Below are 22,641 nucleotides of genomic sequence, written 5' to 3'. Positions count from 1 at the left end.
TAAATTCAAGTTTAAAGTGTTTGAGTCAGTTGGAAGTAGCGACCTCGTTTAGCCAGAAGCTCTTCATGGCTACCCAATTCAACAATGTCACCTTGCTCAATTAAGCAAACCTTGTCCATCTTATGCAAATTAACTAATCGATGAGTAATGAACAAAACCGTTTTGTCCGCAAAGTGGGATTCAAGTAGCGTCATTATTTGTTGTTCAGTTTGCTTGTCTAATCCTTCTGTAGGTTCATCTAGCAATAGGATAGGAGCGTTGTGCAGTAATGCTCGAGCAATCCCGATACGACGTTTTTCACCACCAGAAAGTTGTCGTCCACCATCACCTAGCCAAGTATCAAGCCCTAACTCTTCAAGAAGCTTTTCCAGCCCTACATTGGTAAGCGTTTCAGCTAACATTTCGTCATTTGCTTTCGGCTCTGCCATTAGAAGGTTATCTCGAAGGGTTCCATTCAGGACATCGACACGTTGACTCACGACTGAAATCGACGAGCGAAGTTGGCTTTCGTTCCACTGTGCTAATGATGAACCTGCTATGGATACTTGCCCTTGTTGCGGATCCCAATAGCGATTGATGAGTTGAAGTAGGGTCGATTTCCCTGATCCTGTTTGCCCTACGATAGCGATTTTTTCTTTGTCAGCGATACTCAGATCTATATTTTTTAGCACCGGTTGAGAAGAGTCGGGATAGTGGAAAGTCACCCCTTTAAAATCAATACAGTGAGACTCTACAGCGTCAGCGGTATTTTGAGTGAATACGACATCGGGTTCGGCCATCGTTACTTCATTGAGTCTTCTGGCTGAGGTTAACGTCTGTCCTAAGAACTGGAATGCACCGGCGATAGGCATTAATAGCTCGAAACTTGCCATAGTGGCAAATGCGACAAGGGCGATCATTGGGTCTGGCGGATTACCCCCGACACCGTCAGCGGACAACCAAAGAATGAGGACTAACGTCCAGCCATTTGCCAACATAAGAAGCGCTTGAGCTAAACCTGAATAGTGTGCATTAACAAACTGGTTATTGATCAGTTTATTTTGTGCCTCGATTATCGCATTTCGGTATCGTGCTTCTGCACCAAACAAGGTGAGCTCACTATACCCTTCGATCCAATCAAGTGTTGAGATTCGAAATTTGGACTTGTTCTCAGTCAGTTGCTGCCCGTTACGCTTACCGAGTTTGTAGAACAAAATCGGCCAAATAATGAGAAGGGCTAAGAGAATTCCCCCTAACGTTAAGCCAAGGGTGAGGTCCCACCAACTTAGGAACGTGGTGAGAGCAACAATACCGAAAAAACTTACAACAACTGGGCTTAATAAACGCAAGTAAACGTGATCCATCGCGTCAACGTCGGCGACTAATCGGTTGAGCAGATCACCATCTCTCAGTGTCGAGATTTTCCCCGGAATCAGTGGCGTTAGCTTTTTGAAAAAGAAGATTCTTAGGTCGGTCAAAAGCTTGAAAGTAGCATTGTGGCTGACAACTCGCTCACCCCAACGGCCAGCGGTTCTTGCCATTGCAAATCCGCGGACGAATGCGCCAGGAAGCATGTAATTAAAGGTTTCGCGAGCGATAGTCAATCCAGCAACGGCGGCTGCCGAAAGGAACCAACCAGAAAGGGTTAATAGTCCAATTGAGGCAAACACAGTGGCGAAAGCCAATATCATTCCGAGTGACAGGCCGAACCAATGTTTTTTATAAAGCTTGAAATAAGGGAGCAAATCACGCATCTAGGTTCCCCTTATTAGATTGGTTTAGAGCTTGGTTTGAAGCGAGCATGCTTTGAAATAGCCCATCATTGTTTTCTAGTTCATCGTAACGACCACTTTCCGCTATCAGGCCATCTTTCATCACGAGGATTTGATCCATATTTTTCAAAGGTTCAAGCTGATGAGTCACCATGAGTGTTGTTCGATTGTGAGTTTGGCTTTCTAGACCTTGGGATACAAGACGTTCACTGCGAGCATCAAGACTGGCGGTGGGTTCGTCTAGCAGCCAAAATTTCCCCTGCTGTAGCATAGCGCGTGCAAGTGCAATACGCTGAGCTTGCCCTACCGATAATCCACCAGAACGGTCGGAAACTTGATAATCGAGCCCATGCTCATTAACAAATTCCGCAGCATACGAGTCTTTCAGAACTTGAGTGATTTTTGACTCTGATACTGACTCATTACCCAGAGTGACGTTATCACGAATAGTGCCGTGGAGTAGTAAAGGGTTTTGACCGACCCAGCTAATGCATTGACGCCAACTCTCATGGTCAATCTGATTAAGCTCGATACCGTTAATTGTTAAGCTTCCTTGATAGGGCATAAAGCCTAAAATAGCATTGACCAAGGTTGTTTTACCTGCACCACTTGGACCAACGAGAGCCGTGCTTGTTTGTGAACTTATGGTAAATGAGATTGGGCCAACAAGCTCTTTTCCATCAGGACTCAATATTTTTAAATTGTTGGCACTAATCGTGATGTTATCGTTCTTACTTACTTGAGCATCACCTGATTGCACTGAACTGATGTCTGTTTCCAGAAACTCAACAATACTTTCTGCTGCGCCTACTGCTTGTTGCTTGGCATGATAATAGGTGCCTAAATCTCTCAGCGGTTGGTAGAACTCAGGAGCTAGAATAAGAATAAAAAGACCGGCAAAGAGAGTAACGCCAACACCATAGTGACCGAAGTTAAGTTCTCCAATGAAGCTAAAGCCAAAGTAGACGGCGGTAATTGCAATCGAAAGGGAAGTAAAGAACTCAAGTACCGCTGAAGAGAGGAAGGCAATCTTAAGAACATCCATGGTACGTACTCGGAATACTTCCGACGCTCCTTTTAGTACTTCAGTTTCAGCATCGGCGCGGTCGAATAAACGAATCGTCGTCATGGCCTGCAAACGATCGTAGAAATGGCCGGATAAACGTTGCATCGCTTTAAAATTCTTTCTATTTGCATCAGCGGCTTTCATGCCCACCATAGCCATGAAAAGAGGCACTAAAGGCGCAGTAATAACGAAGATTAATCCCGCAGCCCAGTTAATTGGGAATACAACCACAAGAATGACAAAAGGGACTAAAACCGACAAAGACATTTGTGGTAGGTAGCGAGAGAAGAAATCCTGCATATCTTCAACTTGTTCAAGCAGCAGCGTTGCCCATGCTCCAGCAGGTTTCCCCTTGATATAAGCTGGCCCAAGAGTGTGCAACTTATCAAGTATTAGCTGACGGATATAAACACGAATTTGCTCACCGCATCGAAAGCCCGAGATTTCACGCCCCCAAGAGCAGAGGGCACGCACTGCAATGGTTGCCGCGAGTGCAACAAAGTAAGGAATGAGTTCATTTTTATCTGCTTGCTCAATAATGAGCTGGCTTAGAATGGTCGCGAGGAGAGCCGCCTGAGCCAATAGAAACACACTTGATAGGACACCTAATCCAACAGTAATCATTAGCCAGCGTTTAGCAAGCTTACTCTGTTGTTTTAGCCACTTATTCAAGTCGCGTTGTTTTTTCTTATCCATTTGAAAACTTAATGATAATTATTATGAATTTTATGAGCGTATTATACAAAAGAAAGCCCAAAGGGAATACCTTTGGGCTATGGGGTTTTGAACTAAATATTAAAACTTAGTTTTAGGCAGGACAAATCGTTATGATTTATCGGCTAACGCATCGAGGTAGCGCTCTGCATCGAGTGCAGCCATACAGCCTGTTCCCGCTGATGTGATCGCTTGACGGTAGGTGTGGTCCATGACATCACCAGCGGCAAAAACGCCTTCAACACTCGTTTGTGTAGCGTTGCCATTTAAGCCTGATTTAACAACGATATAGCCGTCTTTCATTTCCAATTGGTCTTGGAAGATTGCTGTGTTTGGTTGGTGCCCAATAGCAATGAACGCACCCATCACTTCTAGGTCTTCAGTGAGATCAGATTTCGTGTCTTTAATACGAACGCCCGTTACACCCATATCATCACCCAGTACTTCTTCAAGGGTGCGATCAGTGTGTAAAATGATGTTACCGTTTTCGACTTTGTCCATTAATCGCTTAACTAGAATTTTCTCAGAACGGAAAGTATCACGACGGTGGATCAGGTGAACTTCAGAAGCAATATTGGATAGGTAAAGCGCTTCTTCAACAGCAGTATTACCACCACCAACAACGGCAACTTTTTGATTTCGATAGAAGAAACCATCGCAGGTTGCACAAGCAGATACGCCACGACCTTTAAACGCTTCTTCAGACTCTAGACCTAGGTATTTTGCTGATGCGCCTGTGGAAATGATCAAAGCGTCACAAGTGTATTCGGCACTGTCGCCTTTTAGTTGAAATGGGCGCTGGTTTAAATCCACTTCGTTAATGTGATCAAACAGCATTTCTGTTTCGAAACGTTCAGCGTGCTCTTTCATGCGATCCATAAGAGCTGGGCCGGTTAATCCTTCAGGATCGCCGGGCCAGTTCTCTACTTCAGTTGTTGTGGTTAATTGACCACCTTGCTGCATGCCCGTCACTAAAACTGGGTTGAGGTTTGCACGAGCGGCATAAACTGCTGCTGTGTATCCTGCTGGGCCTGATCCTAGAATCAAAAGATTACAATGTTTAACGTCGCTCATTCTGGCTCCAATACTGATATTTGAATGCTAATTGGGATGATTGTAAGGAAGATATGGGGGCAAAAAAAGGGCAAACAAGTGTCAAAAAGTGAATAAAAGGGAATAGGTTAGAACTAAATTTGTCTGAGTTGGAGGTCTTGTTGAGAATAGGGAATGACGTGGAAATATCAATTTGATACAGAGTCTGTAGTGTTCGTATTTAGCGATGACCTCTTCATATTGACAATGAAGAGGCCTTGACACTTAGGTTTGTAGGTCAAGTCTGAACATTAAACCTCAACTTCAACCTCATAAGAAGTGAATTTTCGGATGTTAATAACTCCGGTATCTAAAATCAGGTATTGACCTTTGATACCTTGAAGTACTCCCGTTACTTCTGGATTCTTATCAAAGTTGTGCGAAACAATTTTTGTTGGGTGTTGAGTGACAGGGTAGCTAATTGGTGTAATGTCGCTCGCTAACAGCTCAATAGCATCCTCACCAAAGCGTTGTTTAATTTCTGCAATTTTATCTTCTACGAGGGGAAGAAGTTCAGCAAAACGTTGTTCTAAGGGTATATCTTCGCCATCTTCTTTAAGTAACGTTCTCCAGTTGGTTTTATCTGCGATGTGCTTTGCAAGCTCAACTTCGATTAACCCAGAGATTTGACGAGTCTTCACTTTGAAGATGGGTAGTCCTTGAGTAGCGCCTTGGTCTATCCAGCGAGTTGGGATCTGAGTATGACGAGTAATACCAACCTTCATGCTTGATGTGTTGGATAGATAGACAAAGTGATCCACCATGCAGTTATCTTCACCCCACTGCGGCTCACGGCAAGTGCCTTGATCATAGTGACAAGTTTCTGGCTTCATGATGCACATGTCGCAGCTTGCGAGTTTTCTCATACAGACAAAGCAGTGACCTTGAGAGTAGCTTTTTTTGCTTTTTTTCCCACAAGAGCTACAAAAGATATTACCCGTATGCGTCAGTTTTATTGATTTACCTATTAGCGGATTGAGTTCGATAAACTCATTACCTACCGGTAATTTATAGCAAACTTCCCCTTCTAAAGTGGTTGACATTTTTTTTAGTGTACCAAGTACGGTTTGTGACATGACTTCGCTCTACTTTTTATAATTTGTCGATCAGTTTAACAAATAAAATGTGTTGAAATAACATGTGATTTATCAATAGTGTTTTATACTTCTATTAACTGTTGCATCGCTCCTATCGTGATGTAAGCCGTAAATATATGCGTGCCGATGGAGCTTGGGATTAAAAAGGTGGAACCAATACCGCTCTAGTCTCAAAATGAAGCAATGAATATAGTGATTCTCTTCTATTTGCGGACATGTGGCTTCGCGGGTTAGCTTTGGAGCGTTTATAACAACATGAGTTTTATACATAGATCTGTACTTTTCATGGTTGTTATCACCATATTAACTGTTCAACTCTACAGAATGTATGGTGACAGTCGAGTCAAGGTGATCCCTCCTCATCTTTATAGCTATTTAGCGACAACTGACACATACAATGGTGGGCTTTCTACGGCTAGTCTTGATGTTAACGGGAAAGAAGTAACGTTGACTTGTGAGTTAAAAGAGAGTGATTACGCTTGGCCATACTGTGGTATTTCAATTCACCTGTATCCTGAAGCAGAACGAGGCCTGGATTTTTCTAGCTATCACACGGTTAGGCTGAACGTTGATCTGACAAACCTCGCTGATAATTCTCATCCAAGAATGCGTTTTTATATGCGCAATTATAACCCTGATTATTCAGTGCCTGATAATGAATACACCCATAAGTATAATGGCATTGAATATTCACCTGCGGAAGGACAAGGACTACTTGAGATCCCGCTATACAGTCTTCAAGTCATGACTTGGTGGTTGGTTGACAATAATATTCCCATAAAACACTCTGCCCCTGAATTTTCTAACATCAATAAAATCGAATTTGCGACTGGGTCGGGTGCTGGGCCCGGACACTATAAAATGGAAATTAAAGAAGTGTCTCTGGTAGGCACTTATATCCCCGGTGAAACGCTGTTTATGTCGCTACTTCTTATGTGGGTTGTCGGCGGAAGTGTACTCTTGCTTGGGGAGATACGTCGAAATCATCACGTTATCAATCAATCTGCGACTAGGCAGGAGCACTTACGCAATATAAATCGATCACTACGTGCGCAGAACTTCCAATATGCCGAACTGGCCCATCGCGATGCGTTAACCGGAGCCATGAATCGACATGCAGTTAGAGATTGGCTGAAAGTACAACAAGAAAAATGTGTTAGTGAGGGATGTACGGTTGCTATTCTATATTTGGATATTGATTACTTTAAACAGGTCAACGATCAATATGGGCACGCGATAGGTGACGATATATTGCGAGAGTTTGTTATGGTGATCTTCAGTATCATCAAACAAGATCACCGTTTGGTTCGTTGGGGAGGAGAAGAATTTATTGTCTTTTCTCCCGGTTTGGATAAGGAAGAGGCAAAAGAGCTTGCTGAACACATTAGACATGGCGTTGAAAACCACATTTGGGTACATGGTGACCCACTGACCTGCAGTATTGGTGTTGCAATATTAGATACTGAACGTTCTACGGAAGCGATAGCCAGAGCTGATGAAGCGCTGTATATGGCTAAGCACTTGGGACGAAATAGAGTTCAAGTGAACGAGGGAGAGTCACATGATAGTTAACTGGAAATAGTGACCACTTTCTAATGAGTGCGTTATTGGCCTAATAGAGATTGTTGAACTCATTCAGCAGAAATGAGCTCATCGTTTGGCGTATATTCTATGTGACTTGGGTTCTCTGGTGGCCCCTCAAGAACAGACTGTTTAATAATGGGCTCTTTGGGACCTAAAAATTTTGGCTGAGTATTGATGATATAAAGATCAAGAAAGGCTTTAGCCCGAGCGAACACTTCTCTAAGTCGAACCTTATACCCTGAATGATTCTTTGGCCCTGAAACGGCTAAACAGTGCGCGTTAATATCGTGATGTTTAGCGATAAAGAGCGCACGTTCACAGTGAAATCGCTGTGTAATAATCAAAAAGTCATCACTTTCAAATATCTTCCTTGCCCTAATGACAGAGTCTAACGTTCGAAAGCCCGCATAATCGAGATAAATGTTTTCTTCAGGGACATTGGCTCGTAAGAGATCCCTTTTCATTGTCCATGGCTCGTTATAAGAGCGGTGGGCGTTATCGCCGCTCAATAGAAAATCATCCACTTTATTTTGTTCGAATAGTTCTATAGCGGCATCGATTCTGTGTTGGTAATAATCGTTAAGTGTTCGGCCAAGGTACTTACTTGTCCCAAGAACAACCGCCACATCATAATGATCAATTAATTGGCTGTCAGAGACTATGGAGTCTGACGTTCTCCAACTTACCCAACGATCAATGACCACTAAAGTTAAGATAACGATGAGAAGAGAAATTAAGGCAACCCGAGCCGCTTGAAAGCAGTGCTTCCAAGTCCAGCGAGTATGTATCTTATCGATTAGCTGCAAGACTAAATTTGTCGATTTCGTTGAGCCCATAATCCAATAGCGATGAAACTGGTTAATACAATGACAAACATCATACCAGAGTTAAGCCCATTAAGTGTTCGAGAAAGGTAAGGTGTTGCTTTAACAATAATTAAACCATAGCCAAAGGCATTGACCAATATAAATACAACAGTGCGAATAAGAAAGTGTTGGCTACGCATTGCTTGCCGTAATATGCGGTTGATCTCTCCACCAAATACGACCAGTGAACACGCTATGAGAGCGGTCGAAATTTCCAACATATAAGGATTAAGATAGCGTCCAATAGGCGCTAGTAAATCTAACATAATCACCTCATGAGAAAGCCCTTATCGAAGAGAGATAAGGGCCATAGTTTCAGATTACTTGGAACAGTTTTAGAATGCAGTACGTTTGTAACGGCGATAGACTGGTTGCCAGAAGTGCTGTTCAATCGCCGCTTCTAGAGCTTCATCGGTAATTTCAAGTGCAACGCCTTGTTCAATCGCTTTTTTAGCAACGGCGAAAGCTATTTTTTTCGATACTGAATGGATTGATTCCAGAGGTGGAAGTAGAGCACCTTGACCGTTTATTGCTAGCGGTGAACATTCCGATAATGCTCGGCTTGATTCCATTAACATTTCATCAGTCACTCGTTTTGCACTGACGGCAAGTACACCGAGACCAATACCAGGGAAAATGTAGCTATTATTACATTGAGCGATTGGGTAGGTTTTACCATCGTGTACGACAGGATCAAACGGGCTGCCTGTTGCAACCAGTGCCTCTCCGTTAGTCCAACGAATAATGTCGTTTGGTGTTGCTTCTACTCGACTTGTTGGGTTCGATAGAGGGAACACAATTGGACGCTCACAATGTTTGTGCATCTCCTGAATAACATCTTTGCTAAATAGACCCGGAGCACCAGAAACACCGATAAGAACCGTTGGCTTGGCATTGGTCATCACATCAAGCAGCGAGAACGCACTGCCGTCGGTTTGCCAGTCTTTAGTGTCGGCATTTTTTTGAACCAAACGTTGCTGGAAATCTAATAGGTTTGGCATCCCTTCTTGTAATAAGCCCCAGCGGTCAACCATAAAGACTTGAGAGCGAGCTTGCTGATCGCTAATACCTTCGGAAACCATTTGCGCGATAATGGCTTCGGCGATACCACAACCAGCAGAACCTGCACCAAGGAAGGTAACGCGCTGCTCAGAAAGTTTGCTACCGGCTGCTTTACAGGCGGCCAACAAAGATCCGACGGTTACTGCCGCAGTTCCTTGTATATCATCATTGAAGCAACATAGACGGTCTTTGTATCGCTCAAGAAGTGGCATTGCATTTTTTTGTGCAAAATCTTCAAACTGAATTAACGCATCTGGCCAACGACGTTGAACAGCCTGCATGAACTCTTCAACAAACGCATTGTATTCTTCACCCGTGATCCTCGGGTTTCTCCAGCCCATGTACATTGGATCGGCAAGGCGTTGAGGGTTGTTTGTCCCTACATCTAAAACAATGGGTAGTGTGTAAGCTGGACTAATACCACCACACGCCGTGTAAAGCGCAAGTTTACCAATTGGAATCCCCATACCACCGATACCTTGGTCACCAAGACCTAAAATACGCTCACCATCGGTTACTACGATAACTTTTACGTTATGGTTGGTCGCATTATTCAAAAGGTCATCAATACGCTCTCTGTTCGCGTAAGAGATAAATAGGCCACGCCCACGACGATAGATATTAGAGAAATTTTCACACGCCGCCCCAACGGTCGGGGTGTAGATGATCGGCATCATCTCTGAAATATGGTTCTGAACAAGGCGGTAGAATAGGGTTTCGTTGGTGTCTTGAATGTTACGAAGGTAGATATGTTTATCCATATCACTTTCAAAGCTGGTGTATTGCTGATAGGCACGTTCAACTTGTTCTTGAATGGTTTCAGTACTTTCAGGAAGTAGACCTTCTAGGTTGAAAGAGCTGCGCTCACTGGCGGTAAAGGCGCTGCCTTTGTTTAGTAGTGGCGTACTAAGAAGAGCTGGTCCAGCGTAGGTAATATAGAGGGGGCGTTTATCGTTTTTCATTGTTTGCCTATTGTAGGGTGGAGAGACAGTTAAAATGATAGGGATAAGTTATGTTATTGTAAATAGAACACTGACCGCAGAGTCATGAATTAAATGGTGTTTATGAATAATATAACCTTTAGTCGGAATATTGCCGTTTGAAATGCCTAGATTTCTATAACTTAGGTATAATTTGACCACTCAACTTCATTTTACGGCTCGTCATGCAATCGCTTCCCATAGATGCCATCAAAACCACATTTCTCGCACAGCTTATAAAACACCACTTGGTTGTAGAAGCTGAAACAGGCTCAGGAAAATCAACCCGATTGCCGCTATGGGCGGCTCAACAAGGCCGTGTCTTAGTGATTGAGCCAAGACGAATCGCTTGTATTTCGTTAGCTCATTACTTGGCGAGTCAAAAAACAGAGACGACGGGAGAGTCGGTCGGCTACGCGATAAAACTTGAGAATCGATACGGCCCCCAAACTCAAGTCGTTTTTGTCACGCCAGGTGTGGCGCTTCGTTGGTTTGCTGAAGACCAATTGAAGTCATTCGATGTCATCATGATTGATGAGTTTCATGAACGCCGATGGGATACCGATTTACTGGTGTCGATGTTGAAAGAGTCTAACCAGCATCGAATGATCATCACGTCTGCCACCATTGAAGGCGAAAAGCTAGCCAATTACATCGGTGGGACAAGGTTACAAGCTCAAGGCCGTTCTTACTCCGTCTCTCTCACTCATATTGCTCGTGATTCAGCACATTTACCAAGTTCGAAGAATCTCGAAAAAAGAGTATGTGAGCAAGTTCTTGAAGAGTTAACTGACGCACAAGGGGACATCCTTGTCTTTCTGCCCGGCAGAAAAGAAATTGCTCAGTGTCAGTCAATATTGAAAAACAAAACGTCCGTTATTGTTGTTGCTTTGCACGCCTCCGTTGATGACGAAACTCGTCAGTTTGCATTAGAGGCCCAAGATAAGCAAAAAGTTGTTCTGGCGACCAATGTGGCAGAAACATCATTAACCATTCCCAATATATCGACCGTGATTGACTCCGGTTTAGAGCGAAGAACGGTGCAACGAAATGGCCGTACAACGCTCATACTTACTCATATATCAAAAGCCAGCGCTAAGCAGAGAATGGGGCGTGCGGGACGCGTTATGAATGGTCGCTGTATTCAACTTTATGGCCAACATGCTGCATTGGAGTTAACGACTCCCCCAGAGTTTCAGCGTGAATCTTTAGTTGAACCTATGCTCACTGCTTCAATGTGTGGCTACCGATTAGAACAACTCTCATGGTTAGATGCGATTCCGAGTAAGTCTCTTGATTTGGCGCGAAGTACGTTGCTCTCTATGGAGGCTATCGACGGTAACGGGCGAATTACTGAACATGGCGAGAAACTCTATCCTCTACCTATCGACGCTATGCACGCCGATTTGCTGACTCGGATTACCAAGAAGCCATTGAAAGAGGCGATGATCGACTTAACTGCCGCTATGTCAGTGCCAAGCTCGCTTTATTCGATGAACAGCAATCGTGATTTGCTTGAAGAGCTTAATCAGCAGGAGGTGTTAGGCTGCGATGCCAACCTGCTGATTAAGATCGTAAGAGATGAGCCGCTGTCGGCAATCACCTTGAACCCTGATGCGGTAAAAGAGGCAAGGGGGTTAGCAGAGCAAATGAGGGTGCTATTTGAACTGCCTATGTTAGAAGTTGCTTCACGTTACAACCACCAAGACTTGGCAAAGCAGATTGCCCGGCTAAATGCAGAACTGATTTTTATTCGGCGAGAAAAACGAAGGGGTGCGTTGGGCAATGGTAAGATGGAAGTCATGCCAGCACGAAATAGTCGATTCTTTGATAAGTCAGAAGCGGCAATAGTTTTAGACCTCCATAGTTTGCCGGGGCGAGGCGTAAAGCAGACTCTTAACTTGGCAACGGTAATGATGCCCATCTCAATTGCCGATATGGTTGAGATCGAGTTGGGAGAGTGGCGTCAAGGTGATACTCTGATAGAAGATGATGTTGCTTATAGTCAAATGAGCCTCGTTTATGCGAATCGAATACTCACAACCCAAAAAACGGCCGCAATAGGAGAGCTTGCTAGTAAGACTATCCTTGATGAAGTGCATGCCGAAAGAGCACTTCCCGGTTTTGCGCAGATTAGATCGGATGAGATAAAGCTGTGGAAATTGTATGTAGAGTTAGGTCTTTCCGAAGCAGATGGCCATGAAAATGTCACCTTTGACTCGTGGTTTTCTCTGCAGCTGAAGGAGTTAGAGCTAGAATCGATTCAAGAGCTTGCATTATTTGACGCTGATGACTTTAAGTTTGATGGGATCCCTTACTGGGAGGAGAATGAATTTTCACAACAATACCCTTTTTCACTGTGCTTAGGTGATCTGAATCTTTCTGCCAGTTATGAAGTGAGAAAGAAACTAGTGACTGTCACATATCAAAGTGGGTTGCGAAAAGGCGACCCTAAGCGTTGGGAGCTACCGCGTTGGAAGGGTTGGCGTGTACGATATCAAAAGGCCAGTCGTATTATCGATATTAAGTGATTTATCGATAGGCAGGTATGTTTAATTTTATCTGTAAAATATTAACTACTACCGCATCACTTGCTTTGTTGTTGTGCATCATTTGTTACATAACTGGTTTTTATATAGCTTTTTAACCTCTCATTTAGCTATAACAGACTATTGTTTTATATCCTATTGATATATCCAGCGTATTGCATGATATTAGTTTCTTAAGATGAGCAACCGATTGAGAAAGTGATGGATAAACCGCAAAAGCAGTGCGTAGTTTTTGACTATACGTCTTTTCTTGGTGCTTCTTGTGCTAAAAAGTGGACATTTTTAGAAGCCATGAGTTCGATGGTTCCTGGGGTTAGCCATCTATTAGCGAACCGACCTGAAAAGCCTGTCCCCGTTGAAGAGCGCTTATGGACCTCAGCATTAAATTCACTTTCTCCAAGTTATAGTGATGAGGTGAATTTACTGACCTTGGTAGGCATAGCGAAAGACGAAGGTATTGATCAACTAAAAGTTGTCATGCCATACTCGTTAGAGCAAAAGCAGATTGATGCGATACAAAAGCAGTGTGACTTTGCTATTGATAGCTCACATCAAGAGGAATTTACCGTCCACTTATAATGCCTTCATTGTTACTGATAAATTGTTTCATTTCTTTCACTCTGAACGTGTTATTAGTGATGAATTCATCAATATGATGATTTAACTAATTAATTTCCTTAAAAGGGTTCTAATTAGTCTATTCTCAATAGAACAGCAACTTGATTGTTCATGAGGTTAGATAATGATAAAGCGATGGATAGCTTTCCCCTGTTTACTCCTGTTAATGTCCTCTCATTTACATGCCCAAAATACCCAAGAAGCGACGGCTCCTCAATCGTCACAGGCAGGTATTAACCATGATTACTTTTATGCTGACTTAAGCTCCGGCTCTTACGATGAAAATATTGGTGTGAACAGTAATGTGACGGCACTTGCTGTCGGGTTTAGTGCTGACTATCGTGAAAATTGGTTACTTGGCTTTGATTATGCCGCTCGCTTTGTGCATAGAGACGTCGGTACTCAAGAGTTCACCAATGAATATTATGTCATGCAGCCCGCCGTGGGTTATCGCTTTCCTTTAGCTGAAAAGTTTGAGCTCGCTCCTAGAGCAAAGATTGGGTTTAAGCGGCTCAATATTGTCGAGAAAGATTCTGATGAGCGAATCCAACGTGAAGATGATTTTATTTATGGCTTCGATATTAAGGCCATTTACCGGGCAACCAAAAAGCTGGAGCTAGCGGCAATTGGAGAGTTAGTGAGAAGCGAAAGTTTTGATGAAAATGTACTAGTAATCCGTGGAGATTATCATCTGTCTAAGAATTTTTCCCTAGGTGCTTTTTATACGCATCGAGACATGAATGATAATACGACTAACGAGGGGGGAATAGCGCTACGCTATTATTATTAGTGCCTTACAATGACTTCTTTGCTAGCAAGTATAAGATACAAAAAGAGCCAGCGTAATGCTGACTCTTAATCATGGTTTTAATGATGCTTAAAGTACAGCAGCAATCCCTTTACATAGAGGGCCCATATTTGATTTTGTCATGCCAGCAACGCTAATGCGACCTGAGCCAACGATGTAGATCGCAAACTCATCTTTTAGGCGAGTTACTTGCTCTTTAGATAGACCAGAGAACGAGAACATACCATTTTGTCGTTCAATAAAGCTAAAGTCTGCATTCACGCCTTCTGCTTTTAATGTCGCTACAAACAATTCACGCATCTCTTGAATACGGTCTCTCATCTCTGCAACTTCACCTTCCCATTCAGCACGTAGGTCAGCATCGTTTAGAATGTGAGTCACGACAGCACTACCGTGAGCTGGTGGGTTAGAGTAGATTGAACGAATGATTGCTTTTACTTGAGAAAATGCCGTTGTTGCAATTTCTTCAGATTGAGCGACTAGCGTAAATGCGCCTACACGCTCGTTGTATAGTCCAAAGTTCTTAGAGAACGAACTAGCAACTAAAATTGATTGGTTGTACTTAGCAAAGGTACGTAGACCGGCAGCGTCTTCTTCAACACCTTTTGCAAAACCTTGGTAAGCAAAGTCAAACATTGGTAGAAGGCCTTTATCAGCCACTAATTTTGCTAAGGTTTCCCACTCTTCCGCTGTTGGATCAATACCTGTTGGGTTGTGACAGCATCCGTGAAGCAGTACAACGTCACCTTCAGAGGCATTGCTTAAATCTGCAACCATTGAAGCGAAGTCTTTGTCTTTCGTTTCTGCGTTGTAGTAACCATATTGAGCCGTTTCGATACCAGCAGCAGCAAACACACCGTTGTGGTTTGCCCAAGTTGGGTTACTTATCCAAATTTTCACATCACCAAGTTGGCGCTTAATAAATTCACCAGCGACGCGAAGTGCGCCTGTACCGCCTGGAGCTTGTGCTGTTTTAGCCAGTTTTTGAGTAACGATCTCTGAATTGTCACCAAACAGTAGCTTTTGTACAGCTAGACCATACTCAGCAGTCCCTTCAATGGTTAAGTAAGATTTTGTTTTTTCATTTTCCAGCAGTGCTGCTTCTGCTTTCTTTACTGTTGCAAGAACTGGGGTTTCACCGCTCTCATTTTTGTAGATACCAACGCCTAAATTAATTTTTTCAGCGCGCGTATCTTTTTTAAATTCTTCAGTAAGGCCAAGAATAGGGTCTGCAGGAGCGGCGACAACTTTTTGAAACATAATCTTCATCCATGTTTAATTAAAGGGGAATATTGAACTCCTTCTTTTATACCTTTGTGAGGCTTTTGAAACAACCGAAACAAAACAGAAAAGCACAAAAAATTGTCACTGTTGATAATTTATGGATGGAAACGTTATTTTACCGACCTTAGGTCATCAATTATCTCAACTTATAGCGACTTTTATGAGGCTGGTGTTTATTCTATGCTCAATCTTGAAAGTGAGCCGCTATTTCGATAAATCGGCCTTCAATAGCTGTAAATGCATCGACGACTTGTGGGTCGAAGTGATTACCTTTTCCTTTCAATATGATTGAAACAGCTTTCTCATGACTAAACGCTTCTTTATAGACCCGTTTTGAAATAAGCGCATCATACACATCAGCAAGAGCCATGAGTCGGCCAGATAGAGGGATGTTTTCTCCTACTAGTTGGTTTGGGTAACCGCTACCATCCCACTTTTCATGGTGAGATAACGAGATCTCTTTTGCTAGCTGTAAGAATGTGCTCGTTCCAAGCTGTTTCTCGGCCATAGAAAGCGCTGTTGCCCCAATCTCAGGGTGTGTTTTCATTATTTCAAACTCTTCTGGTGTGAGTTTTCCTGGCTTAAGCAGAACACTGTCAGGAATACCGACTTTACCCACATCATGGAGTGGGGCAGATTTGTATAAAAGTTCGATGTAATTGGGTGTTAGCAGAGTTTTGTATTTATCGACGTTACTTAACTCAATGGCTAACGCTTTTACGTATTCTTGGGTACGTAAGATGTGAGCACCGGTTTCATTATCCCTAGATTCAGCAAGTGCTGAGAGACTGACAATAGCTACGTCACGAGTAGTTTTTACTTCATCTTGCGAGGATTGAAGGCTGTCGAGCATTTGATTCGTTAACGAGGCCATCGAGCCTAGCTCATTGTGTTCAAATATAGGAAGGCGCTTGTTTAGCTCTCCCTGGGTGACTTCAATAAGCGTACGTTCTTGGCTAAAAAGAATCTTTTTCATTAACTTTGTCCAAAGGACGAGTATCGCTCCTGCGTAGCCGCCTAAGACCAAAGTAATGTAGATGAACTCTTTGATGACACTGATTTGTCCAGAACCGTCAAGAAAGCGCTCTGGGTTATGCTCTAGCCAAAAGATGTCTTTGAGCGCAACCATCATTAACATGGAGGTTAACGTGATGAGAAGTAGGCTCATCATCATGATCATTTGTTTCACCATCGATTGGCGCTGACCAGATAAGATAACGGAGGCATCTCGATTATCTTGCCAATGATCAAAATATTCTAGTTTCGCGTAAAGTTGCAAAATAGTGCCACTAAAGAAGCCAAACAGTGCCATGCCAAAGAGGATCTTGAAGTTACTTTCTAAAGGGAATTCGTAACTAACGTTATAAAAGATGGCGAGGGGAAGGCTAAATATGAGTCCAATCAAAACATCAAATCGAACTAAATTGCTCAGACACCATGAATTGCCACTATTGGAGATAAGGTGACGAAAAAACCAAAGAATTGAGTAGGTAACACCAACATGAAGCATGATTTCATTGGTACTCAAGGTTTCGAGCATAGGGCAAACTCGCCCGCCATAAGTACCAAATATAATCCCTGCAATAATATAGAGTTTGAGGGTAAGAGGGGCATTATAGTGATAGTTTGTCATTACCTAGCCTTACTGAGTTTGTTCTTATTATTGTCACGTTTAGTTTAATACGTTTGATTTGTATTCGCTGAGATAGACCGCTTTATTTGCTTAATGATTTCAAAAAGTAGAATTTAGTAGGAAAGTGCCTTTACCGTATGCTGATTTAGTTATCCAGTTGTAATGTGGAATAACAAACCAGTTAGCCTATATGGTGTTTTATTATCTATATCATGGCATATATTGGGATTTGTGACTTATCGACGTTTGACGATGTAGAATTGATGTTAATATCACTGTTAACAAACGCATATTTATACCTTTGCCAATTGAATTCAAACTGAGATTTTAGTATTGCCATCAAGAACCCACAATTTCATTGCTGAAAAGCTAGTTGAAGTCGTTGAAGATAAACATCGCCGCCAGAGAATGATGGTGAATACACTGACCGTGTTAGGTCTGTTTTTTCTTGTGTCATTCAGTCTGTTTAACTATAAAAATCAAAATAATACACTAGGCAATATACTGCTGTTTTTCTCATTCGCTTCAGTTGTTAATATCTATGTGTTAAGCCGGTGGAGGTACGCAGGGCTCATCGGGCTGACAGCGATTATTTATTCATTGAGTATCATTCTTGTGGTTTCCGGTGGTTATCAAAATACTGGCATGCTATGGGTTTACCCTCTGGCGGTTATTGCCATATTTATCAACCACTTCCGTACAGGCGTAGTGCTAAGTTCCATTTTTATTACGATATTATCTGTTTTGTTAACGAATGATTGGCTCATTGCTTCATATAGTGACGTGGTGAAAGTGCGGGTTATTATTACATTATTTGCGTTAAGTGGGATGTGCCATATTTTGATTTATTTTCAAAGTAAGGCCGATGACTACATTTTAAGGATGCATGAAGAAGACATTCATAATCTGGCTTATTTTGATGGCCTAACTCAACTTGCTAATCGGTCAACGTTTCGTTCTATCCTAGATCATACAAAACAGTCTTCATCTAGCCGTTCTGCTTTGATTTATATTGATTTAGATAATTTTAAGCAAGTTAACGATGATTATGGGCACGATTCTGGTGATGACGTTCTTTCAGAGTTTAGTTACCATCTAAAAGAGATCGCTCAGCAGCACATTGGCAATGAGCTAGGGCAATATGATGTGGCGCGTTTAGGTGGCGATGAGTTTGCGATATTTATTGAGCATTCACCTCATGGGGATGAAAGAGCGATAAACCTAGCAAATGACATTATTGCTCTATTTAACAATAATGTCCTTGAATCGTTATCGGATATCACCCATTCAATGTCCGCTAGCATTGGCATCGCTTTTACATCAGATGGTTCTACTAACCTACACGATAGCTTAAAGTTGGCGGATCAAGCGATGTATGAAGTCAAACATGCTAATAAGGGGCAGGTGAGGATCGTTGCTTAGAATAATGCGCCCTAAATTAAAGAATAGTTACCCAGAGATATTGGGGTAAATCAGCCCCGTTAACAAAATGGCACCTTCAAATACAGAAGCGCATAGAACTAAAAACGGGAGCCTATATGGGCTCCCGTTTTTCATATTTAACTTAGCATTAGAGCTTAGAAGTTTGCAGAGCGTGGTGTACGTGGGAATGGAATCACGTCACGAACGTTGCCCATACCTGTTACGTAAGACACTAGACGCTCAAAGCCAAGACCGAAACCAGCGTGAGGCACTGTGCCGTATTTACGCAGATCGCGGTACCAGCTCATGTGCTCAGGGTCGATACCCATAGCAATCATGCGCTCGTCTAGAATGTCTAGACGCTCTTCACGTTGTGCACCACCGATGATCTCACCAATGCCTGGTGCTAGAACGTCCATTGCTGCAACTGTTTTGCCGTCGTCGTTTAAGCGCATGTAGAAAGCTTTGATGTCTTTCGGGTAGTTCTTAACGATAACAGGCGCTTTAAAGTGCTCTTCAGCTAGGTAACGTTCGTGCTCTGAAGACATGTCGATGCCCCACTCAACGTCAAATTCAAATTTCTTACCAGAATCTAGTAGAATTTGGATTGCGTCAGTGTAGTCAACCTGTGCGAAATCAGCGTCTACGAATTGCTCTAGACGAGTGATTGCTTCTTTGTCGATGCGAGAAGCGAAGAACTCAAGGTCATCGCGGCGCTCTTCAAGAACAGCAGCGAAAACGTACTTAAGCATGTCTTCAGCCAGTTTTGCAGCGTCATCAAGATCAGCAAAAGCAATTTCTGGCTCAACCATCCAGAACTCAGCTAGGTGGCGACTGGTGTTTGAGTTTTCAGCACGGAACGTAGGACCGAACGTGTAAACCTTGCTTAGTGCACAAGCGTAAGCTTCCGCATTAAGTTGACCAGATACTGTAAGGAAAGTTTCTTTACCGAAGAAATCTTCGTTGTAGTCAACGTTACCTTCTTCAGTGCGAGGGATGTTTTCCATGTCTAGTGTAGATACACGGAACATTTCACCAGCGCCTTCTGCATCAGATGCAGTGATAAGCGGAGCTGACGTCCAGAAGAAGCCTTGCTCGTGGTAGAAACGGTGAATCGCTTGAGAGAGACAGTTACGAACACGTGCTACTGCGCCAATCACGTTAGTACGTGGGCGTAGGTGAGCAACTTCACGAAGGTACTCAATTGAGTGACGAGTTTTCGCCATTGGGTACGTATCCGCATCTTCAACCCAACCCACAACTTTTACATCAGTTGCAGCAAGTTCAAAATCTTGACCTTTTGCAGGAGACTCAACAATCTTACCTGTTACTTCAACAGAGCAGCCAGTAGTTAGCTTTAATACTTCGTTTTCATAATTATTAAGATTATTAGGAACCACGGCCTGAATCGGGTCGAAACAAGAACCATCGTAAATGGCAAGGAAAGAGATTCCAGCTTTGGAATCACGACGTGAACGGATCCAGCCGCGAACAGTTACTTCACTGTCTACCGCTAGCTTGCCGCCAAGAACGTCTGTTACAGGCGCGTAAGTCATGTTGGTTATATTCTCCATTGAGGGACAAAACACCTAGTGCAATTTTTTGCTTATCCATTGATTAAGTGAAATCTTAAACAAATAAGTTGCTGCACTAGGCTAGTAAAAATTTTCAATCAATAGGACATATTACCTGTCATATCGTTCGCTTCAACCTTTATTGTCCTATAGTTGGCGAATATTTATCCATTCATGAAGTTTTCTTTACGGAAAGGGTAAATTGATTTAACAATGCTTCTAATCTCTCCGACAATCGCTCAAGATTTACACTGATTTCTCGGGTTTGAGTGGCTGAACTTGATGTGTCATCAGAGTGTCGAGTAATAACCTCAATTTTGCTTTGTATTTGTTGGTTTATCTGTGTCGTAATTTGGCTCTGTTGTTGAATACTGTCTGCATGGTTAAGTGCTTGTTCCATCTCTGAGACAACACCATTCATTGCCGATGAGAGTGCGTTAATAACGGTTGAACGTTGATGAGCTTGTTCACAGACATTATCAACAGAATTTAATGAGCTTTCACTGTTGGTTTGCAGCTGGGCAATGATACTTTCTATACTTCCTGTCGCTTCCGATGTTCGGCTGGCAAGCTGTCTCACTTCATCAGCAACGACCGCAAATCCGCGACCTTGTTCACCTGCTCGAGCTGCTTCAATCGCGGCATTTAAAGCGAGTAGGTTAGTTTGGTCAGCAATCCCTTTAATCACGGCTAATATACTCGAGACTTCATTCGTTTGATTGTTGAGCTCTAGAATATTGCTTTTAACACCCTCTATATCGCCAACAAGGTTTTTAACCCCGTCACTGGCTTGGTGTGCTTGAGATGCGCTCTCTTGAGCAATTCGAGTCGTGTGCTTGATCAGTGATGAAGCGTCAATTGTCGCTTGCTCGACTTGGTTTTGTTGAACTTGCATCTGTTCGATGCTTGCTTGGACATCAGAGGTTTCTTGTTTTTGATTGTTTGCAGCATGATCGGTAATTTTGGCAACATCAATCAGCGTGGTCGCAGACTCTGCTAAATTGTGAGAGGTGTCTTGAACTTTGCTGAGGCTGTCGCTGACTGTACACATAAAAGAGTCAATCGCGTGAGAGAGATGGCCAATCTCGTCTTGGCTTTTAGTGTTCAGACGCAGTGAAAGGTCTTTGCTTTGACTGACGGACTGCATAAAACGAGACGTTCTTTGGATAGGGCGGACGATAATCTTCCTGATGACAATAACTGTGATCAGAAAGCCGACAAAAGATATTAACGCGGTAATACCAAGCGCAACGATGGTTTGTTTGTCGATAAGGCTATTAACGTGATTTAAATTGTACTCTAGCCTAATAGCCCCAAGCACTTCGCCTTCTGCGGCCAAATGGCAAGATACACAGTTGGTGCCACGGTAGTTTTCACTTGATTTCATCGGTAATGCAACGACGATACCTTGCCCCCAGCTACCTTCAAAAGGCTCGATCACGGTTTCACCAGCCAGTGCTCGTCGATCTATGTCATCAGTAGGTGCTTGATTCTCTTGGCCTGAACCGTAAATTTTACTCACAGCATCGGCACGCAATACTTTTACATTTTCAATACCATCTTGAGCGAGTGCTTTTTCTCGTAAGGTTTCTTTTTGAGCCATGGTGCCGGTAAGCATCATCATGTTTAGGCTATCGAAGTAGTTGCTGGCTTTTTCATGCAGTTGTTCACTGAGAACGGAGTTAATTAGATTCCGTTGCTGGATATATTGATACCCCGTTGATACGGAGAGCACCAAAGCAGAAACAGAGATAAGAGTGATGAGTAGTTTGACGCTGACGGTTAGTTTCATGATTTTTTATTGTTTTGTGGTGGACGGCGCTAATATACCTTGTAAGTTATAAGGGTAATATATGAGATGTGTTTGTAATGTGATGTTTAACAAGTTGTTATTTAGTAACTGTGAAGTGAATACTCTGTGAGATTGCGGTTGGCTTTGACATTTCTCTGACATCGGTAAGAGTAGGGCTTGGGGCGTTAAAAATTGAGTCGAGTCGCTTAAGTTCTTAGATGATATTATTTATATCAACTAAACTTGTCACATCGTTGTATATTCCTTACTATTGCGCGTCCTTAAAAACCTTGAGATAGAAAATGAAAGCTGAATTGTATAAAGAGTTTATGTTCGAAGCCGCACACCACCTGCCACATGTCCCTGAAGGGCATAAGTGTGGTCGTCTTCATGGGCACTCTTTTTTAGTTCGTCTTTTTGTTGAAGGTGAAGTTGATCCGCACACGGGTTGGGTTATCGATTTTTCGGAAATTAAAGCCGCATTTAAGCCGATCTATGACCGCCTTGATCACTACTACTTAAATGACATTAAAGGGTTAGAGAACCCAACAAGTGAAGTCTTAGCAAAATGGATTTGGCAAGAGCTGAAGCCAAGCCTTCCTTTATTAAGTAAAGTAGAAATCAAAGAAACGTGTACGGCAGGTTGCATTTATATCGGTGACTAAATTCACCGGATACTAATTTTTAAGAAGCGAAGTCTAACTTCGCTTTTTTTATGTCTTAAAATCAGGTTAGTATGAGGTAACGAC

Annotated in this window: 17 protein-coding genes; 6 read left to right on the top strand and 11 right to left on the bottom strand. The window is 42.7% G+C overall.

The genetic code is table 11. The features are described from left to right. Positions 1-11: 11 nt before the first annotated feature. From cydC to KP803_RS01005, 4 genes are all read right to left on the bottom strand, one after another. Positions 12-1,733, bottom strand: coding sequence for a heme ABC transporter ATP-binding protein/permease CydC (gene cydC, locus KP803_RS01020; RefSeq protein WP_248006969.1), 1,722 nt, complete (start codon positions 1,731-1,733; stop codon positions 12-14). Continuing rightward, complete coding sequence (gene cydD / locus KP803_RS01015) at positions 1,726-3,513, bottom strand: heme ABC transporter permease/ATP-binding protein CydD (protein ID WP_248006968.1); 1,788 nt, start codon at positions 3,511-3,513, stop codon at positions 1,726-1,728. Before cydD ends, cydC begins: the two co-directional genes overlap by 8 nt. A gap of 129 nt (positions 3,514-3,642) precedes the next feature. Then, a complete protein-coding gene (gene trxB, locus KP803_RS01010) occupies positions 3,643-4,605 on the bottom strand; it encodes a thioredoxin-disulfide reductase (RefSeq protein WP_248006967.1) in 963 nt (320 codons plus the stop codon). A gap of 269 nt (positions 4,606-4,874) precedes the next feature. Then, entirely contained in the window at positions 4,875-5,699 is an 825-nt protein-coding gene (locus KP803_RS01005) for a DUF2797 domain-containing protein (RefSeq protein ID WP_248006966.1), read from the bottom strand. 276 nt (positions 5,700-5,975) lie between these two features. On the opposite strand from KP803_RS01005, the gene KP803_RS01000 reads away from it, so the two are divergent. Then, positions 5,976-7,292: a GGDEF domain-containing protein gene (locus tag KP803_RS01000; RefSeq protein WP_248006965.1), complete on the top strand. Its 1,317-nt coding sequence runs from the start codon at positions 5,976-5,978 to the stop codon at positions 7,290-7,292. A gap of 59 nt (positions 7,293-7,351) precedes the next feature. On the opposite strand, the gene KP803_RS00995 is transcribed toward KP803_RS01000, so the two are convergent. From KP803_RS00995 to KP803_RS00985, 3 genes are all read right to left on the bottom strand, one after another. Beyond that, positions 7,352-8,140, bottom strand: coding sequence for a SanA/YdcF family protein (locus KP803_RS00995; protein WP_248006964.1), 789 nt, complete (start codon positions 8,138-8,140; stop codon positions 7,352-7,354). Next, positions 8,113-8,436, bottom strand: coding sequence for a DUF3392 domain-containing protein (locus KP803_RS00990; RefSeq protein WP_248006963.1), 324 nt, complete (start codon positions 8,434-8,436; stop codon positions 8,113-8,115). Before KP803_RS00990 ends, KP803_RS00995 begins: the two co-directional genes overlap by 28 nt. A 69-nt stretch (positions 8,437-8,505) precedes the next feature. Beyond that, the gene (locus tag KP803_RS00985; RefSeq protein ID WP_248006962.1) at positions 8,506-10,194 is read right to left on the bottom strand and encodes an NAD-dependent malic enzyme; all 1,689 of its coding nucleotides are present in this window, start codon (positions 10,192-10,194) and stop codon (positions 8,506-8,508) included. A 203-nt stretch (positions 10,195-10,397) separates the two neighbouring features. Here KP803_RS00985 and KP803_RS00980 point away from each other — a divergent pair, with 203 nt between their 5' ends. The 3 genes from KP803_RS00980 to KP803_RS00970 all read left to right on the top strand — a co-directional run bounded on the left by KP803_RS00980 (position 10,398) and on the right by KP803_RS00970 (position 14,169). Then, positions 10,398-12,743, top strand: coding sequence for a helicase-related protein (locus tag KP803_RS00980; RefSeq protein WP_248006961.1), 2,346 nt, complete (start codon positions 10,398-10,400; stop codon positions 12,741-12,743). 219 nt (positions 12,744-12,962) lie between these two features. Then, positions 12,963-13,340 (top strand): transporter, encoded by a 378-nt coding sequence (locus KP803_RS00975; protein WP_248006960.1) that lies wholly within the window; start codon positions 12,963-12,965, stop codon positions 13,338-13,340. A gap of 205 nt (positions 13,341-13,545) precedes the next feature. After that, positions 13,546-14,169: a porin family protein gene (locus KP803_RS00970; protein ID WP_248006959.1), complete on the top strand. Its 624-nt coding sequence runs from the start codon at positions 13,546-13,548 to the stop codon at positions 14,167-14,169. A gap of 87 nt (positions 14,170-14,256) precedes the next feature. On the opposite strand, the gene KP803_RS00965 is transcribed toward KP803_RS00970, so the two are convergent. Both KP803_RS00965 and KP803_RS00960 read right to left on the bottom strand, forming a co-directional pair. Further along, positions 14,257-15,447 (bottom strand): amino acid aminotransferase, encoded by a 1,191-nt coding sequence (locus tag KP803_RS00965; RefSeq protein WP_248006958.1) that lies wholly within the window; start codon positions 15,445-15,447, stop codon positions 14,257-14,259. A 208-nt stretch (positions 15,448-15,655) separates the two neighbouring features. Continuing rightward, a complete protein-coding gene (locus KP803_RS00960) occupies positions 15,656-17,104 on the bottom strand; it encodes an HD-GYP domain-containing protein (protein ID WP_248006957.1) in 1,449 nt (482 codons plus the stop codon). Between the two features lie 333 nt (positions 17,105-17,437). Here KP803_RS00960 and KP803_RS00955 point away from each other — a divergent pair, with 333 nt between their 5' ends. After that, complete coding sequence (locus KP803_RS00955; protein ID WP_248006956.1) at positions 17,438-18,526, top strand: GGDEF domain-containing protein; 1,089 nt, start codon at positions 17,438-17,440, stop codon at positions 18,524-18,526. 155 nt (positions 18,527-18,681) lie between these two features. On the opposite strand, the gene asnS is transcribed toward KP803_RS00955, so the two are convergent. Together asnS and KP803_RS00945 are read right to left on the bottom strand one after the other, a co-directional pair. Continuing rightward, positions 18,682-20,082: an asparagine--tRNA ligase gene (gene asnS, locus KP803_RS00950; protein ID WP_248007351.1), complete on the bottom strand. Its 1,401-nt coding sequence runs from the start codon at positions 20,080-20,082 to the stop codon at positions 18,682-18,684. Positions 20,083-20,272: 190 nt separating this feature from the next. Then, positions 20,273-21,892 carry a methyl-accepting chemotaxis protein gene (locus tag KP803_RS00945; RefSeq protein ID WP_248006955.1) on the bottom strand — a complete coding sequence of 540 codons (1,620 nt, stop codon included), beginning with the start codon at positions 21,890-21,892 and terminating at the stop codon, positions 20,273-20,275. 302 nt (positions 21,893-22,194) lie between these two features. On the opposite strand from KP803_RS00945, the gene queD reads away from it, so the two are divergent. Next, positions 22,195-22,557 carry a 6-carboxytetrahydropterin synthase QueD gene (gene queD / locus KP803_RS00940; RefSeq protein ID WP_248006954.1) on the top strand — a complete coding sequence of 121 codons (363 nt, stop codon included), beginning with the start codon at positions 22,195-22,197 and terminating at the stop codon, positions 22,555-22,557. Positions 22,558-22,641: the final 84 nt, after the last annotated feature.

The sequence above is a fragment of the Vibrio amylolyticus genome (assembly GCF_023145695.1).
GTDB lineage: Bacteria > Pseudomonadota > Gammaproteobacteria > Enterobacterales > Vibrionaceae > Vibrio > Vibrio amylolyticus.
This window is presented reverse-complemented; position numbering and strand designations above follow the sequence as displayed.